Origin of the sequence: Aeromonas finlandensis (genome assembly GCF_000764645.1) — a bacterium.
Lineage (GTDB): Bacteria > Pseudomonadota > Gammaproteobacteria > Enterobacterales > Aeromonadaceae > Aeromonas > Aeromonas finlandensis.
The window spans coordinates 1-14,158 of sequence record NZ_JRGK01000315.1 but is presented as its reverse complement, the minus strand read 5'-3'; the positions used below and the strand labels follow the sequence as shown (position 1 = coordinate 14,158).

At 55.8% G+C, this 14,158-nt stretch carries 20 protein-coding genes; all 20 read left to right on the top strand.

Annotation, left to right across the window (positions count from 1 at the left end):
• The first annotated feature begins 21 nt into the window (after nucleotides 1–21).
• On the top strand, nucleotides 22–1,023 hold the full coding sequence (locus LD28_RS0119770; protein WP_081959637.1) for a virulence-associated V antigen: 1,002 nt from the start codon (nucleotides 22–24) through the stop codon (nucleotides 1,021–1,023).
• A gap of 22 nt (nucleotides 1,024–1,045) precedes the next feature.
• Nucleotides 1,046–1,552 (top strand): SycD/LcrH family type III secretion system chaperone, encoded by a 507-nt coding sequence (locus LD28_RS0119765; protein ID WP_033138618.1) that lies wholly within the window; start codon nucleotides 1,046–1,048, stop codon nucleotides 1,550–1,552.
• Nucleotides 1,536–2,723 carry a type III secretion system translocon subunit SseC family protein gene (sctE, locus tag LD28_RS0119760; RefSeq protein WP_033138617.1) on the top strand — a complete coding sequence of 396 codons (1,188 nt, stop codon included), beginning with the start codon at nucleotides 1,536–1,538 and terminating at the stop codon, nucleotides 2,721–2,723. Before LD28_RS0119765 ends, sctE begins: the two co-directional genes overlap by 17 nt.
• Nucleotides 2,724–2,741: 18 nt before the next feature.
• On the top strand, nucleotides 2,742–3,638 hold the full coding sequence (locus LD28_RS0119755) for a YopD family type III secretion system translocon subunit (RefSeq protein ID WP_033138616.1): 897 nt from the start codon (nucleotides 2,742–2,744) through the stop codon (nucleotides 3,636–3,638).
• 135 nt (nucleotides 3,639–3,773) lie between these two features.
• Nucleotides 3,774–4,217 (top strand): type III secretion system chaperone, encoded by a 444-nt coding sequence (locus LD28_RS0119750; RefSeq protein WP_033138615.1) that lies wholly within the window; start codon nucleotides 3,774–3,776, stop codon nucleotides 4,215–4,217.
• Nucleotides 4,218–4,219: 2 nt separating this feature from the next.
• The gene (locus tag LD28_RS0119745; protein ID WP_033138614.1) at nucleotides 4,220–4,453 is read left to right on the top strand and encodes a T3SS regulon translocated regulator ExsE family protein; all 234 of its coding nucleotides are present in this window, start codon (nucleotides 4,220–4,222) and stop codon (nucleotides 4,451–4,453) included.
• Complete coding sequence (locus LD28_RS0119740) at nucleotides 4,450–4,851, top strand: YscW family type III secretion system pilotin (protein WP_033138613.1); 402 nt, start codon at nucleotides 4,450–4,452, stop codon at nucleotides 4,849–4,851. The genes LD28_RS0119745 and LD28_RS0119740 overlap by 4 nt, the downstream gene beginning before the upstream one ends.
• A gap of 348 nt (nucleotides 4,852–5,199) precedes the next feature.
• Complete coding sequence (locus LD28_RS0119735; protein WP_033138612.1) at nucleotides 5,200–6,015, top strand: helix-turn-helix transcriptional regulator; 816 nt, start codon at nucleotides 5,200–5,202, stop codon at nucleotides 6,013–6,015.
• Between the two features lie 119 nt (nucleotides 6,016–6,134).
• Nucleotides 6,135–6,959, top strand: a complete 825-nt coding sequence (locus LD28_RS0119730) for a T3SS regulon anti-activator ExsD domain-containing protein (protein ID WP_033138611.1) — start codon at nucleotides 6,135–6,137, stop codon at nucleotides 6,957–6,959.
• A gap of 15 nt (nucleotides 6,960–6,974) precedes the next feature.
• Nucleotides 6,975–7,400 (top strand): YscB family type III secretion system chaperone, encoded by a 426-nt coding sequence (locus LD28_RS0119725; protein WP_033138610.1) that lies wholly within the window; start codon nucleotides 6,975–6,977, stop codon nucleotides 7,398–7,400.
• On the top strand, nucleotides 7,373–9,232 hold the full coding sequence (gene ascC, locus LD28_RS0119720) for a SctC family type III secretion system outer membrane ring subunit AscC (protein WP_167334792.1): 1,860 nt from the start codon (nucleotides 7,373–7,375) through the stop codon (nucleotides 9,230–9,232). Before LD28_RS0119725 ends, ascC begins: the two co-directional genes overlap by 28 nt.
• Nucleotides 9,229–10,530 (top strand): type III secretion system inner membrane ring subunit SctD, encoded by a 1,302-nt coding sequence (sctD, locus tag LD28_RS0119715; RefSeq protein WP_033138608.1) that lies wholly within the window; start codon nucleotides 9,229–9,231, stop codon nucleotides 10,528–10,530. Before ascC ends, sctD begins: the two co-directional genes overlap by 4 nt.
• Nucleotides 10,493–10,705, top strand: a complete 213-nt coding sequence (locus LD28_RS0119710) for an EscE/YscE/SsaE family type III secretion system needle protein co-chaperone (protein ID WP_033138607.1) — start codon at nucleotides 10,493–10,495, stop codon at nucleotides 10,703–10,705. The genes sctD and LD28_RS0119710 overlap by 38 nt, the downstream gene beginning before the upstream one ends.
• Entirely contained in the window at nucleotides 10,698–10,955 is a 258-nt protein-coding gene (gene sctF, locus LD28_RS0119705; RefSeq protein WP_033138606.1) for a type III secretion system needle filament subunit SctF, read from the top strand. The genes LD28_RS0119710 and sctF overlap by 8 nt, the downstream gene beginning before the upstream one ends.
• Entirely contained in the window at nucleotides 10,955–11,308 is a 354-nt protein-coding gene (locus LD28_RS0119700; protein ID WP_033138605.1) for a YscG family type III secretion system chaperone, read from the top strand. Before sctF ends, LD28_RS0119700 begins: the two co-directional genes overlap by 1 nt.
• The gene (locus LD28_RS0119695; RefSeq protein WP_033138604.1) at nucleotides 11,305–11,865 is read left to right on the top strand and encodes a YopR family T3SS polymerization control protein; all 561 of its coding nucleotides are present in this window, start codon (nucleotides 11,305–11,307) and stop codon (nucleotides 11,863–11,865) included. The genes LD28_RS0119700 and LD28_RS0119695 overlap by 4 nt, the downstream gene beginning before the upstream one ends.
• Nucleotides 11,865–12,203, top strand: coding sequence for a type III secretion system inner rod subunit SctI (gene sctI, locus LD28_RS0119690; RefSeq protein WP_033138603.1), 339 nt, complete (start codon nucleotides 11,865–11,867; stop codon nucleotides 12,201–12,203). The genes LD28_RS0119695 and sctI overlap by 1 nt, the downstream gene beginning before the upstream one ends.
• A gap of 6 nt (nucleotides 12,204–12,209) precedes the next feature.
• Nucleotides 12,210–12,947, top strand: a complete 738-nt coding sequence (gene ascJ / locus LD28_RS0119685) for a SctJ family type III secretion inner membrane ring lipoprotein AscJ (protein WP_193354325.1) — start codon at nucleotides 12,210–12,212, stop codon at nucleotides 12,945–12,947.
• Complete coding sequence (locus LD28_RS0119680; protein WP_033138601.1) at nucleotides 12,947–13,573, top strand: Yop proteins translocation protein K; 627 nt, start codon at nucleotides 12,947–12,949, stop codon at nucleotides 13,571–13,573. Before ascJ ends, LD28_RS0119680 begins: the two co-directional genes overlap by 1 nt.
• Nucleotides 13,552–14,158 (top strand): HrpE/YscL family type III secretion apparatus protein (locus LD28_RS0119675; RefSeq protein ID WP_033138620.1); only part of this gene is annotated, 607 nt, incomplete at its 3' end. The genes LD28_RS0119680 and LD28_RS0119675, both read left to right, overlap by 22 nt.

The window sequence follows — 14,158 nt, the reverse complement described above, 5'->3', positions numbered from 1 at the left end:
GCCTGGTAATATAGGGTATTAATAATTGAAATCAGTTCATATAAAAAAGACCCACAAAACTTTCTGTCTGAACTAGGCAAGGTTGAATTGAATCAGTTACGTGGCGCAGATTCAACGGCACTGGACGAATTGGTTGCATTGCTTAAAAAAGAAAATATAAAAATTACAGCCAAGTATGATCAAAAAATAGATACCAGTGTATTTCCTGACCAAATCGTGACCGATGATGAGTCGCTGCTGAGAAAACTGTTAGCCTACTTTATGCCCGCTGATGCAACCATCCCTGGGGGGATCTATGATGCTCAAATAAGGGGGGGGTACGAAAACTTCAAGAAGATCATCACAGATGGGGTGGCAGCGGGACATCAAGAATATACATTACGGAGTTTTTTGGCTGTTACCCAATTTTCATTAACGCCGGATCGGATTGATGATGATGTGATTAGCGTGATGACGGACGCTATGGTTTTTAACGCGGGAGAGCGGGATCGCCTACGTAATGATGTAACAGCACTGACGGCTGAGCTTAGAATATATGTGGCTATTCAAAACCACGTTAACCAAGGCTTGGCAAATAGAACAGAAAAAATAAAAACAGATGGTAATGGTATTAATCTAATGGACCGTACATTGTATGGCTATTCTGATGAAGAATCTTTTAGAAAATCATCTGAGTTTAAAATACTTATAAATATTCAAGAAAATAGGCTTGTCGCTGCCTCTGAATTATCGACTATAACAATTAAGCCACAGTCAGCTCAAACTTTTCTATCAAGTGCCATGAAATATACCGGTAGTATGAATGGTGTTAATCATGAGTATACCAACACTAAAGATGACCGGGATGCAACCAATTTTGCTACATCTGTAAATGATAGAGCTCGGTCTATTAATGATGCTGTAAGCGAAAAAACAACACGATTGAATGACTATAGTTCTCGTTATAACTCGGCCATTGAAGCACTCAATAGATTTATCCAGAAGTATGAATCTGTGATGCGAGATATTCTTCAGGCTATTTAAGCTATAAAAATAGGTGGTATTTATGCAGGCTACACAAGAAAAAAATATTGATGCTGAGTTAGAGCAGGCGCTTGAGTCATTTCTGGAAGATGGTGGCACCTTGGCTATGTTGCGTAATATCTCCAACGATACGTTGGAGCAGATGTACGCCTTGGGGTTTAGTCAGTACCACTCAGGTAAATATGAAGATGCACAGAAAATATTTCAGGTGCTCTGTGTATTGGATCATTACGAATCCCGTTTTTTCCTGGGACTGGGCGCTTGCCGTCAGGCGTTGGGTCTGTATCAGCAAGCCATCGATAGTTATAGCTATGGTGCCATGATGGATCTGCAAGAGCCGCGCTTTCCATTTCATGCAGCAGAGTGTCTGTTGCATTTGGGAGAGCTGGATAAAGCCGAGAGTGGCTTTCACTCGGCTCAATTGCTGGCGGCAGATAAGCCGCAGCATGCGGTACTGGCGGAGAATGCCAGTACCATGTTGGAAGCTGTAAAAGTAAGAAAGGATATCCAAGATGAATCCAATCAGTAATGAACGGTCAAACCTGGCAGGGGTAAATAATATTGCCCCCTCGATTGAGGCACCCACTGCCGATATTAAAACCAGTGTTGCTACCGCCGTCGCTCCCGGTAATACACCTGCTGGCCGTGGCGCACTCCAAAGTAAAAGTGTTGAATTGCCATCCCCTCTGCCAGCAGTCAACCAGAACGTGACGGCAGAGCAGACCAATGAAATAGCGGGTCTGGTCGAAGAGTTATGGCCGGTTGCATTGAAAACGGTGCAGTTTCAGGCGTTCAACATGCTTATTTTATCTTTCACCTCTCCTGATGAGTTCGAAATTGAGTTGGGCAAGGTGACTGACAAATTGGGTGAGGCTCAGAAGAAGTTGAAGTTGGCCGAGGTTGAACAAACTCGTCAAAAAAACATTCAACAAATGGATGCCAACCAGACCAAGATGAAAGAGTCTGCAGAAGCGGCAGAAAAAGCCAAAAAATCTGGCTTGTTTGGAAAGATTTTTGGTTGGCTCAGTGCCATTGCCTCTATCGTGATTGGCGCCATTTTGGTGGCTACCGGGGTGGGTGCTGCAGCAGGGGCCTTGTTAATTGCAGCCGGTGCTGTGGGGGTTGCCAATATGGCCGTGCAGCAGGCGGCCCAAGATGGGCTAATCAGCGCGGAAACCATGAAGTGGCTTGGTCCTGTCATGACGGCGCTTGAGGTCGCGATGGCGGTGGTCTCTGCGGTTGTGACTTGCGGGGGGGCTGCCGCTGGTAAGCTTGCCGAGCTAGGAGCCAAGGTCGGTGGCAAGGTCGCAGAGGTGACAGGCAAAATTGCAGCGAAGGCTGGCGTAGAAGCATTCAAAGCGGGTGCCAAGGCTGCGACGGAAGTGACCAAGGCAACCCTGACCGCAACGCAAAAAGTAGTAAAAACAGCCACTGGCGCAACAGATCTGGTTCTCAATATTGGCCAGGGAACGGCCAGTACGGTGGATAGCGTTTTTAAGGCGAACCTGCAGAATAAACAAGCCGATGTGGTTGAGAACCGTCAGGACCTGACCACATTACAAGCTGTGATGGATAAGTTGAAAGAGGCGCTGTCGCAAATGACAGAGTCTTTCCAGCATATTATGGAGATGATTTTCCAAATGATTACAGCCAAAGGCACCATGCTGCAGAATATTGCCAGCAGACCGTCCGCTATCTAAATAAAAGGATTTTCTATTATGAGCATTAATATTGATTATTCGCTGAATGCAAATAGTGTTGCTGCTATGTCTGCCGAGGGTGTGGATAAAAGTAGTGCGCTAGCCAAATCTGCTACTTCCCATGAAGCGGCCTCTGTAATGAAGGGTGCTTCGGAATCACGCAAATCATCACGGCCTGAATTGATTCAACCTAATCAGGGGATCGATACGTCACTGCTTGCCAAAGGCAAGGATGAGCTGGATGGTATGCTGGGTATTTTGCTGGCATTGCTCGAGATGTCACGTCGAGCCCGCGAGATGGGTTTACAGCAGCGTGATATGGAAAGTCAGGCGGTGCTCTCAGCACAAAAAGATCAAGTAAAAGAGATGCGCGATGGCGCCAAATTGATGATTGCGATGGCGGTTGTTTCGGGGGTGATGACGGGTATCTCTGCTGTTTTGGGGACACTCTCTAGCGTTAAACAGGTCAAGACAATCAAGCAGGAAAAAGCACTCAATGCCAATGTGGTCAAACAGGGCAAAGAGTTGGAGCAGTTGACCGAGTTGAAGAAGGGCTCAGGTAAAGAGCTTGGTGCGGCAGGCAAAGACCTGTCGGATGATCTGCAAAAGAACCAAAGTCAGTTATCATCTTTAAACAAAAAGTTTGATGTCAGCACCAATCGTCAGCAGCTTTTCAATACGGTATCGCAAGGCCTTACTCAGATGGCTAATAGTGCCATCCAGTATCATGAGGCAGACAGTCAGGCTGATGCGAAAGAGGATGAATTCCGTGCCAATGTTGCTCAGACAGAGAAACAGAAGATCGAAGATAACATGTCTAATAATGTTAACTTTATGAAGGATGTGTTGCAGATGATGCACCAGTATGCTCAGAGCCATAATCAAGCTATGCGAGCCGCGTTTGGTGTTGCATAAGTATGGTGATATTCAAGGCGTCCGCTCGGGCGCCTTTTTGTTTTTCCGGCCATTTTTCTTAAAAGTGCGGCCCTTGAGTGACAGCCTGCATTGCCGTGGCAGGCTAACATCTTTTCCTCTCTGCTGGAGGAAATCATGGATGTAACTGTCATCATCAATCGGCTGCTCACCGAGTTTGCCACCAAGTATGGATTGCCACTCCTGACCCTGAATCAGGAGGGGGTTGCCGCGCTCTGTTTTGACGAGCGGCTGCAACTTAGCCTGATCCTGGTGCCGGAGCGGGATCAGCTGGTGTTGCAGGTCGATGTGGCCGAACTGCACCAGGTGGGGGAAGGGATCTTTCGTCAGCTGGCCTGCTTCAATCGTCACTGGTATCAGTTCAATCTCCACTTCGGCTTCGATGAAGAGAGTCTGAAGGTGCAGCTTTATCGCCAGATGACGGCAAGCCAGCTGACTCTGGCGTACCTTGAAGAGAGTCTCGCCAGCATGCTGGATCATGCTGAATTCTGGCAGGAGTTGCTGCAACCCGGACCGATCTCCGAGGGCCGCAGCGATGAGGTGACAGGAGTACGGGTATAACCATGAAGATTCAGAAAGCACCAAGCGCGCTGGCCCTGCATTCGGCAGAGAGTGGCAAGGTGGGGACATTTGCTGGCAGAACCATGAGCGCTCAGCCAGCCAGTGCGAGCCAGATCCCCTTGTCTGCGCTGCTGCGACGTTCTATTACCCTCAATCCGGTACAGGATCTGGCGCTTCAGCGATTGCAACAGGGTGAGCACACTCCGCTGGCCGAACGCCGGATCCGGGTGTTATGAGAGGCTTGCTGGCACTGATGCTGCTGATCGCTCTCGCCGGTTGTGTCACCACCCCGGAGCGGCGGCCGTCGATGCAGCAACTCAAGGGGGAGGTGCACTTCCCGGGTGCATTGCCACGTCCAGCGATGGTCGAGGTGGCGGTACTCAGTGTGATCGAGGGGCGTCCCTTGCAAGTGGCAGCCACCCGATATGAGGTGACCATGTTGCCATTGCTGTTTGATTTGCGATTGACGCCGCTGCAATTGGCAACAGGGGAGATCTATGTGCGTACCCGACTCAGGTTTATTGATGGCACAGCGGTGCAGGCCATGAGTCAGCAGAAAGTTTTTAAGGTTTTAAATGGCGAGAAAATAGTTATTCAATTGCAGCCTAGAAATTGTTATCCGCAATGTCAGTAGTGTCGGTGTTTAATAAATAAGCTTCAAATCAATCATTTACTCAATTGTCAGTTAGAGTCGCGCTGTTTCTTATTTGTAACAAACTGTCTTGTTATGTAAGTGCGGTCCGATGAATGAGTTGCTTTAATAGATAAGTAGTGTGTTAGCTCTAATTTCAGGCTGGTTTTTCTGCTTGTGACTGTTGTAGGATTCACCCTCATTTCAATGGTGATTAAATTGATGCTCACCAGATGATGAACTTATTACAAAATAATAAATAAAATAAACGCCAATAAGAAAGCACCCGAGAAGAAGCTTGCTTCCGCCGAGGTGTCACTGGCACTACACGCAGATTCAGGAAAACAGAATATGAAAGGCATTACTACCGCAGAGAAGGGCGACATGGCCCTACTCCAGTGGTGCATGTCTGCTTTTAACGTTATCGAACATCCGCAAGAGGGAATCTATATCCTCCTGGAAGGATCGATGAAGTGGCAGGACTGTACCGATACTTACGAGTTATCCCCCAACGAGCTCCTGTTCGTGCGCCGTGGCAACTACGCGGTTTGTACCGGTGACGTCCCCTGTCGCCTGCTTTGGCTACCCCTTTCAAACACCTTCTTGCAAGGCTTCTTGCAACGTTTTGGTTCACTGTTGAGCGAAGTCGCCCGGCTGGAGGGGATGGCCCCCACGCTGTTACCGTTTCACTCATCCCCCCTGCAGACGCAATGCATTCAGGGGCTGTGCGGGCTGACCGAACACGAACACCCCCCAGCCCTGGCCCAATTGCGTACCGAAGAGCTGCTGTTTCTGCTCGCGTTTGGCGAGCAGGGGCCCCAATTGATGTCAATATTGCGTCAGCTCAGTAATCGCCAGGTCGAGCGGTTGCAACAGTTTATGGAAAAGCACTATCTGATGGAGTGGAAGCTGAGCGAATTCGCCAAAGAGTTCGGGATGGGGCTGACCACATTCAAGGAGTTGTTTGGCTCGATATATGGTGTATCTCCCCGGGCCTGGATCAGCGAACGGCGGATTCTCTACGCTCATCAGTTATTACTCAATAGTGAAATGAGCATCGTCGATATAGCGATGGAGGCCGGTTTCTCCAGCCAATCTTATTTTACCCAGAGTTATCGCCGTCGTTTTGGCTGTACGCCGAGCCGTGCCAGACATGGCACAGATTAACGCCGGACTAAAATAATCTGACGTTTTTTATAAGCCGCGGAGCAAGGCAATGGATAGAATGGCCTGTATATCGAAACATCATTCCATTATTGCCCGCAGCAAGATGAGCAAGGCATAACATGAGTCAGCAAGATCACCTTTCACCTAACCAGGGCCTGTTTGCGGGTCGTCGGGTTACCGTTGTCCAGCCAGATACCCTGAGCCGGGATCGTCTGGTTGGCCAGCTGTCTGTGCTCCGTTATCAGGATGCCGGTGTGATCACCTCGCAGCAGATGGCCCTGTTGCAGCGGCTGTTGCCAAGAACTCGGCTGAAGAGTTTGCTGGACTCCATCTGGTTTCAGCGTCGCCTCGATGCCGGAGTTGCGGTGTCACGTCAGGAGTTGCAGCAGATCCTGCGACTGGCTGTCAGTGAGCGCTGCGACTGGATGCAACTGTTGGGGGATCGGATCAATCTGGCTGAGCGCCCGCAACTGTGGCACTGGGTGCTCTATCCACTCCACCGCTGGTGGGTGCAGCGTCTGGAACCGCGCTACGGCGCCTGGCTCAATGAACTGGAGCAGTTGCAGGTGATGCGACGCCAGCTCAATGCCCAGGCGGTGTTCTGGCAGACAGTGGTCGATGTGCCAGCAGATCTGGAGAGCAGGATCGCCGATCAGCTTGAGCAGTTGAGCCAGCGCGAGCAGGAGCTCATGCAGCTGCAGGCCGATTGCGAGGCGCGTCTCCGGCTTGCCTGGCCAGCCTGGTATGCACAAACGAGCAAGGAGGGAGACCCGGCTCACTTGATGCCGGTACCGTTGGAGCTCGGTGCATTCTGGCGTGCCCTGCAGGCGTTTCCCCATCAGTCTGACGCGGCCCGGACGCTGCACGAGTGGCTGGTTGGTCGGGGGATCGCGCTGGGTAAGGATCACTTCTACTGGCAACCATCTGTGGCAACCCCCCGCTAGATAGCCCGAGGAACTATGCACACACTACTGAATCGATTGGCCGCAAAACTCGGCCAAGGGCCTTTTGTTGCCGATGCTCAGGGTAAATATCACTTGCGGCTTGATGGCTATCCCCTCTTTTTAACCCCCAGAAATGGCGAGTTGCTGCTGAGTACCCCCCTGGTGAGCCGTCAGGCTGGCGGGGCGGAGGAGAGCGATCCCGCCTTGCTGAAACGCCTGCTGCAACAGGTGGTAGCCTGGGGCCGCCATGCCCCCCATGCCCTGGTGCTCGATGAACTCGGCAACTTGCAACTGGAAGCGAGACTCGCGCTGGAGTGGCTCGATGAGCAACTGCTGGAAGAGCGGTTGAGTCAGCACATTGCGCTGCTGGAGCGGCTGGAGCCGCAATTGACCGAGGCCGCACTGGCCCCCCGATGGAGACAGATGATATGGCACCCTTGAGCGTGCAACCCCTGCTGCGCCCCCTGTTCCTGTTGTGGCTCTGCCTCGCCGTGGTGGCATGGCAGCGTCCCGCCATGGCTCAGGAGCTGGACTGGGTTCCCATGCCTTACAGCTATGTAGCAGAAGGGGAGAGTCTGCGCGATGTGCTGGTCAACTTTGGCGCCAACTACGAGGTCTCGGTGGTGGTCAGCGACAAGGTCAATGATCAGGTCAACGGTCAGTTTGAGCACGATGAGCCGCTCGCCTTTTTGCAGCAGCTTGCCTCCCTCTACAACCTGGTCTGGTACTACGACGGCAATGTGCTCTATGTCTTCAAGAACAGCGAAGTACAGTCCCGCCTCATCAATCTGGAGCAGACTGGCGCAGCAGAACTCAAACAGGCGCTGCAGCGTGCCGGGATCTGGGAGCCGCGCTTTGGCTGGCGCCCCGATGCGGATAACCGGCTGGTCTATGTCTCCGGTCCGCCCCGTTATCTTGAGCTGATCGAGCAGACCGCGCAGGCTCTGGAGCAACAGTCCCAGCTGCGCAGCGAGAAGACCGGGCCGCTGGCCATCGAGATCTTTCCCCTCAAGTACGCCTCGGCGACCGACCGCTCCATCCAGTACCGCGATACCGATGTGGCAGCGCCCGGCGTGGCGACCATTTTGGCCAAGCTGCTCAGTGATGCCGGAGTGCAGATGGTGAACGGCGAGGGCAACAAGGGGGCCGCCGTCACCTCCGGCCAGGCCATTGTGCAGGCCGACCCTTCCCTCAATGCGGTGATCGTGCGCGATGCCCCGGAGCGGATGGCCATGTACGGCAAGCTGATTGCGGCGCTCGACAAACCGGCGGCCCGCATCGAGGTGGCACTCTCCATCATCGATATCAATGCCGAGGATCTCTCCCAGTTAGGGGTGGATTGGCGTGTCGGGATCCGCACCGGTTCCAACCAGCAGGTGGTCATCAAGACCACCGGTGATCGTGCGGGGATTGAAGGTGGCGCCGCGCTCGGCAGTCTGGTGGATTCCAAAGGACTCGACTATCTGCTGGCCCGGGTCAATCTGCTGGAGAACGAGGGCAATGCCCAGGTTGTCTCCCGCCCGACCCTGCTGACCCAGGAGAATACCCAGGCGGTGATCGACCACAGCGAAACCTACTACGTCAAGATCAGTGGTGAGCGGGTGGCAGAGCTGAAGGATATTACCTACGGCACCATGTTGCGGATGACGCCACGGGTGATCCAGATGGGTGACAGACCCGAGATCAGCCTGAGCCTCCATATCGAGGATGGCAACCAGAAGCCAAACAGCTCTGGCATCGACGGCATCCCGACCATCAGCCGCACCGTGGTGGATACCATCGCCCGGGTCGGCCACGGCCAGAGCCTGCTGATCGGCGGTATCTACCGTGACGAGATGAGCGAAAACCTGAGCAAAGTGCCCTTCCTCGGTGACATTCCCTATCTGGGCGTGCTGTTTCGCAGCGAAGAGGTCAAAACAAGGCGTGCCGTGCGTCTATTTATCATCGAACCTCGTCTGATTGATGACGGTATCGCGCACTATCTGGCCCTCGGCAACGGTCAGGATCTGCGGGCCGGGGTGCTCGGGGTTGACGAGATTTCCAACCAGAGTCTCTCCCTTGGCAAGGTACTGGGCGGCGCCCAGTGCCAGCCGCTGGCCGCAGCCCGTGACGTACAGCAGTTGCTGCGTCAGGGGGGCAAGAGCTCGTCCCTCATCCAGTGCCAGATGGGCAATGAGCTGGGGTGGCGGCTGGTCGAGATGAACAAGGATCAAAAATGTACGCCCGCTGCCAGCTGGTGTGTGCAGGCGGGTAAAGAGGGCGCCACTCGATGAGCTGGAAATGCCGCGTATATCGCGGGCTCAACCGCGGGGTGGAGGTCCCCCTGCAGGAGGGGCGTCTGGTCATCGGTGCCGATCCGCTGCTGGCCGATCTGGTGCTGGTAGACGAGGGGATGGCCGCGGAACATCTGGTGTTGATGGTCACTGGCGAAGGGATCACCCTGCAGGCGTGGGCTGACGGTATCACCCCGACTCAGGATGGTGACGCCCTGACCCCGGGGGCCCAGCTTAAGGCGGGGACACGACTGGAAGCGGGCCCCCTGCTCTGGAGCTTCTGCGACAACAGCCATTCACTTCCCGAGCAGTTGGAGGCGTTGGCGGTGGTGGCGGTACCCGCTCGTCCGCAGCGGCGAGCGGCCCGTGCCGAGGTATGGATGGGGGCGCTCTGCCTGAGCATGGTGGTTGCGGTGATCTTGATGCTTGGCACGGGCTGGTGGCATGGCGGTGACGAGAATGAGTCAGCTCGCAGTGAGCAGCTCTTGACGCGCTTTCTTGCCTCGCCCAAGTACCGTCAGGTGGTGTTGGACAACAGCGATCCCGAACTGTGGCAACTCTCCGGTTACGTCGATGAGAACAGTACCCGTCTTGCCTTGCAGCAGTACCTCGACAGCAACGGTTTTAGCTACCGCCTCGAGCTGCGCACCATGGAGGACCTGCGGCAGGGGGCCGGTTTTATCTTGCAGAAGCTGGGTTATGAACAGCTGCAACTCCGTAATGGCAAGGAGCCCGGTTGGCTGCGGCTCAGCGGTGAAATCAATGGCCAGGATGGCAAATGGAGCAAAATTGAATCCCTGCTCAAGCAGGAGGTCCCCGGCCTGCTGGGCGTGGAAAATCAGGTGCAGATTGCCGGGGCCTATCGCAAGCGCCTCAATGCCTTGCTGCAGGAGCAGGGATTGGCAGGGGTGTTGCGCGTGCGCGAGGCGGGCGATCGACTCGAGCTCTCCGGCCAGCTGGATGAGCGCCAGCTCGGCCAGTTTCAGCAGGTAAATCAACTGTTTCGCCGGGAGTTTGGCGCACACCCGACGCTCGAGCTGATCAATCAGACCCAAACGCCCCGTCAGGATGAGTTGGAGTTCGAGGTGCGCAGCGTCTCGTTTGGCCGAGTGCCCTACGTGATCCTGGCGGACAATCAGCGCTATCCGATCGGGGGGGCAACCGCCAGCGGGGTGCGGGTGCTGGCCATTCGCCGCGACGCGGTGGTGGTGAGCAAGGGCAGCCAGCAATACATCGTCAAGTTAAAAGGAGTCGAGCGGAATGATGACCAGTTTGGAAACGCGACTGTCCGGCGCTGAGCCCGCTTTTGCCCGCGAGTTGCACGAGCAGCTTGTTCAGGCACAGGGGGCGGTGAAGCGGCAACTGCTGCGCGGGGGCACCCCGCAACAGTATCGGGAGTGGCAACAAGAAGCTGACGCCATTGAGGCGGGGCTCAAGATCATTGGCAAGATACAGGAGCACAACCATGACTGATTACTTTAAATATGCGGACGGTACCACTAACACCCTCGATCAGGTGGCAGCGAAGCTCTCCGGGCAGGCCAATGAAGCCAACACCGAGGTCAACAAGGCCATTGCGGCGATGGAAAAGAATCCAGACAACCCGGCGTTGCTGGCCGAGTTGCAGCACAAGATCAACAAGTGGTCGGTGATCTACAACATCAATTCCACCGTGACTCGGGCCATGAAAGACCTGATGCAGGGTATTTTGCAGAAGATCTGATGATGAACCCTCAACTTAAGCGACAGCTGGCCGAACTTGCGCTGGCCGGGTCCGGCCACCATTGCCACCAGGAGGCGGCCACCATCGCCGACTGGTTGGCTGGCGAACCGGAGATGGCGGAGTGTGTGACACTCATTCGCCTCTCCTCCCTGATGAACCAGGGTGATTACCAGGCCGCTTTGCTGCTGGGTGAAGCGCATTGCACGCCGGATATCGAGCCCTGGCTGGCCCTGTGTGAGTGGCGGCTTGGTCAGCAGGATGCGCTGGCCGCACGGTTGTTCCGACTGGAGCAGAGTAGCCAGCCTGCCTTGCAACAGTTTGCCGCTGGCCTGCGCGAGCAGATGGCGTCATGAAAATAGAAGGCGGTGATCAGCCAATCCGGCAGCCACTCCAGGCGAGTCAGCTGCCGCCTCCCGAGCCGGTTGCCCAACGCCAGTTCGAGCGGCTGCTGGCCAAGGCTCCCGAGACGGATCTGGTTGAACGCTGGCAAAAGGGGGCGCCGCTCGACAGCTTGCTGGTCAATTTGGCGCCGGCTGCCCAGCGTGATCTGCTCTGGAAACTCCACCCGCAGGGCAACACACAACAGGCGGCTGAAATTGGTCAGCGGCTCGCTAAACCCGTCACCAGCAAGCTTGTCGAGCGATTTGGCGAGCGTCAGTTGCCGGTCGTTGCCGCGATAGATCTGCCCGAGTTGCGGGCTTTGATGCGGGAGTTTGACCCGTTGGCGTCGCGGCGGGAGAAGGTGTTGCTGACGCTGATCGGTGAGCTCAAGGACGGGCAGGGCGCTGTGCCCGCGGAACATCTGTTTCTCGATGCATTGGCTCGGCGCGAGCTGATGACCCTGATCCCGCTCAACGGCATGGTGGCTAATCTGATGCGCAATTCGCACAAACTTGATCTGGAGGCGTGATGGAAATTGCACAGTCTGCCCAGGCGGTCGTGACCAGCCTGGATGAGTTGAAAACGGCCGATGTCTCCTCTTCCCAGGTCGCCAGCTTTGACCAGGCGATGGGGAGCGCTTCACAAGGGCTCGGTGGCTCCCTGCTGGGGGAGCTGGGGGAGTTGAAGCAGCAGTTTGTCGAGGCCAAGCAGAGCCTGCAAGCCGAGCTGGCAACCCCGGGGGATGACCCCAACAGCCTGATGCAGATGCAGTGGTCGCTGATGCGGATCACCATGCAGGAGGAGCTGATCGCCAAAACGGTGGGCAAGATGAGCCAGAACGTAGAAACCCTGTTGAAGACCCAGTGAGGTAGTGTGAAGAGATCGATGCTGATGGGGGTGGTACTCACCTCCCTGCTACTCAGTGGCTGCAAAGTGGAGCTCTATACCGGGGTCACCCAGAAAGAGGGCAACGAGATGTTGGCGTTGCTGCAGACCGAGGGGATCTCCTCGGACAAGCAGCCAGACAAGGATGGCCTTATCAAGCTGCTGGTGGAGGAGTCTGACGTGGCGCAAGCCATTGAAACCCTCAAGCGCAAGGGTTATCCACGGGAGAGCTTCTCTACCCTGCAGGATGTGTTTCCCAAGGATGGCCTCATCTCTTCGCCCACCGAAGAGCGGGCTCGCCTCACCTATGCCAAGGCGCAGGAGATCTCCAATACCCTGTCGGAAATAGACGGGGTGCTGGTGGCTCGGGTCCATGTGGTATTACCGGAGGGCAACGAAGGGATCGGCAAAAAGCCGTCCCCTGCCTCTGCCTCGGTCTTTATCAAGCATGCGGCGGATATCCAACTGGACACCTACATCCTGCAGATCAAACAGCTGGTCAACAACAGCATTGAGGGGCTCGCCTACGACCGGATCAGTGTGGTGCTGGTGCCCTCGGCCGATGTGCGCCAGAGCCCGCTGATGCCGCGTAATACCTCGCTCTTCTCCATTGAAGTGAGCGAAGGTTCAAAGTGGCGGCTGGGTGGCTTGATTGCCCTGCTGTTGGCGCTGGTGATCACCACCAATCTGGCCCAGTACATGTGGCACCGGAGCCGGAGTCGCTGATGACCCCTGGTCTTACCCCATATCAATTGCGCTTTTGTCCGGCCAGTTACCTCCATGAGGAGCACTTCCCATCCTCATGGCGCTGGGTACAGCACGTTTTACCCGATTGGCGCATGCTATCCGCCAGTAATCGGGCGCTGCTTGATGAGCTGGTGTTGGGCATCGATTACGAGATGCCTGCGGCTCTCGGTGGGCTGGCTCTTTTTCCTCAAGCCGGGCTGGGCATGGTGCTGCGTCGCCTTGGCGCCGTGCTGCATGGGGAGGCGATCCGCCACTGCCTGCTGGCACCGGCGCTGCGCCAGATCATCGCCCTGCTGGGGGAGGAGGGGCACAGAGCCGTGCTCTCTCAACTCGACCTGCTGGTCGGGCCCTGGCCTGCCGGATGGCAGCAACCCCTGCCAGCCGATCTCGAGGGTGGCTATCTGGAAACGGCGGGGTTGCAGTTCTGGTTGGCGGCGGCGGGCGACGTGGATCCTGACTGGGCTCGTCGCCTCGCCCTGCGTCTTCCCCCTGCGCCACCAGGACCATCATGGCGCCTGGCTGCCAGTCAGCTGCCGCTGGCCCGGGCGCTTTGTCTCAAGATTGCCAAACAGGTAACACCCCAATGCTGCCATTTGTTGAAATAAAGAGTGACCATCTGCAACTGGCGCCAAGTCAGCGCATTTTGCGTAGCCAGGATTACCAGTCTTACCTGAGTGCACAGGAGCTGGTGGAGGTCGCCCGTGCCCAGGCCGCAGACATAGTGGCGGAGGCGCGCGCCGTCTACGAGCAGCAAAAGAGCCTCGGTTGGCAGGCTGGCATTGACGCGGCGCGGCGCGAACAGGCGGTACTGATCCACCAGACCCAGTTGCAGTGTCAGGGGTACTACCGCACCGTGGAGCAGCAGATGAGCGAGGTGGTGCTGCAGGCGGTGCGCAAGATCCTGCACGATTACGATCAGGTGGCGCTCACCCTCAAGGTGGTGCGCGAGGCGCTCTTGCTGGTGAGCAACCAGAAGCAGGTGACGGTGCGGGTGCACCCCGAGCAGGTACAGGCGGTACGCGACCAGATTGCCCGGGTGCACAAGGATTTCCCCGAGATCGGCTATCTGGAGATCTCCGCCGATGCTCGCCTCGATCAGGGGGGCTGCATCCTCGAGACCGAGGTGGGGATCATCGATGCCAGCCTCGATGGCCAGCTGGAGGCGCTTTCCATCGCCATGAGTACGGCGC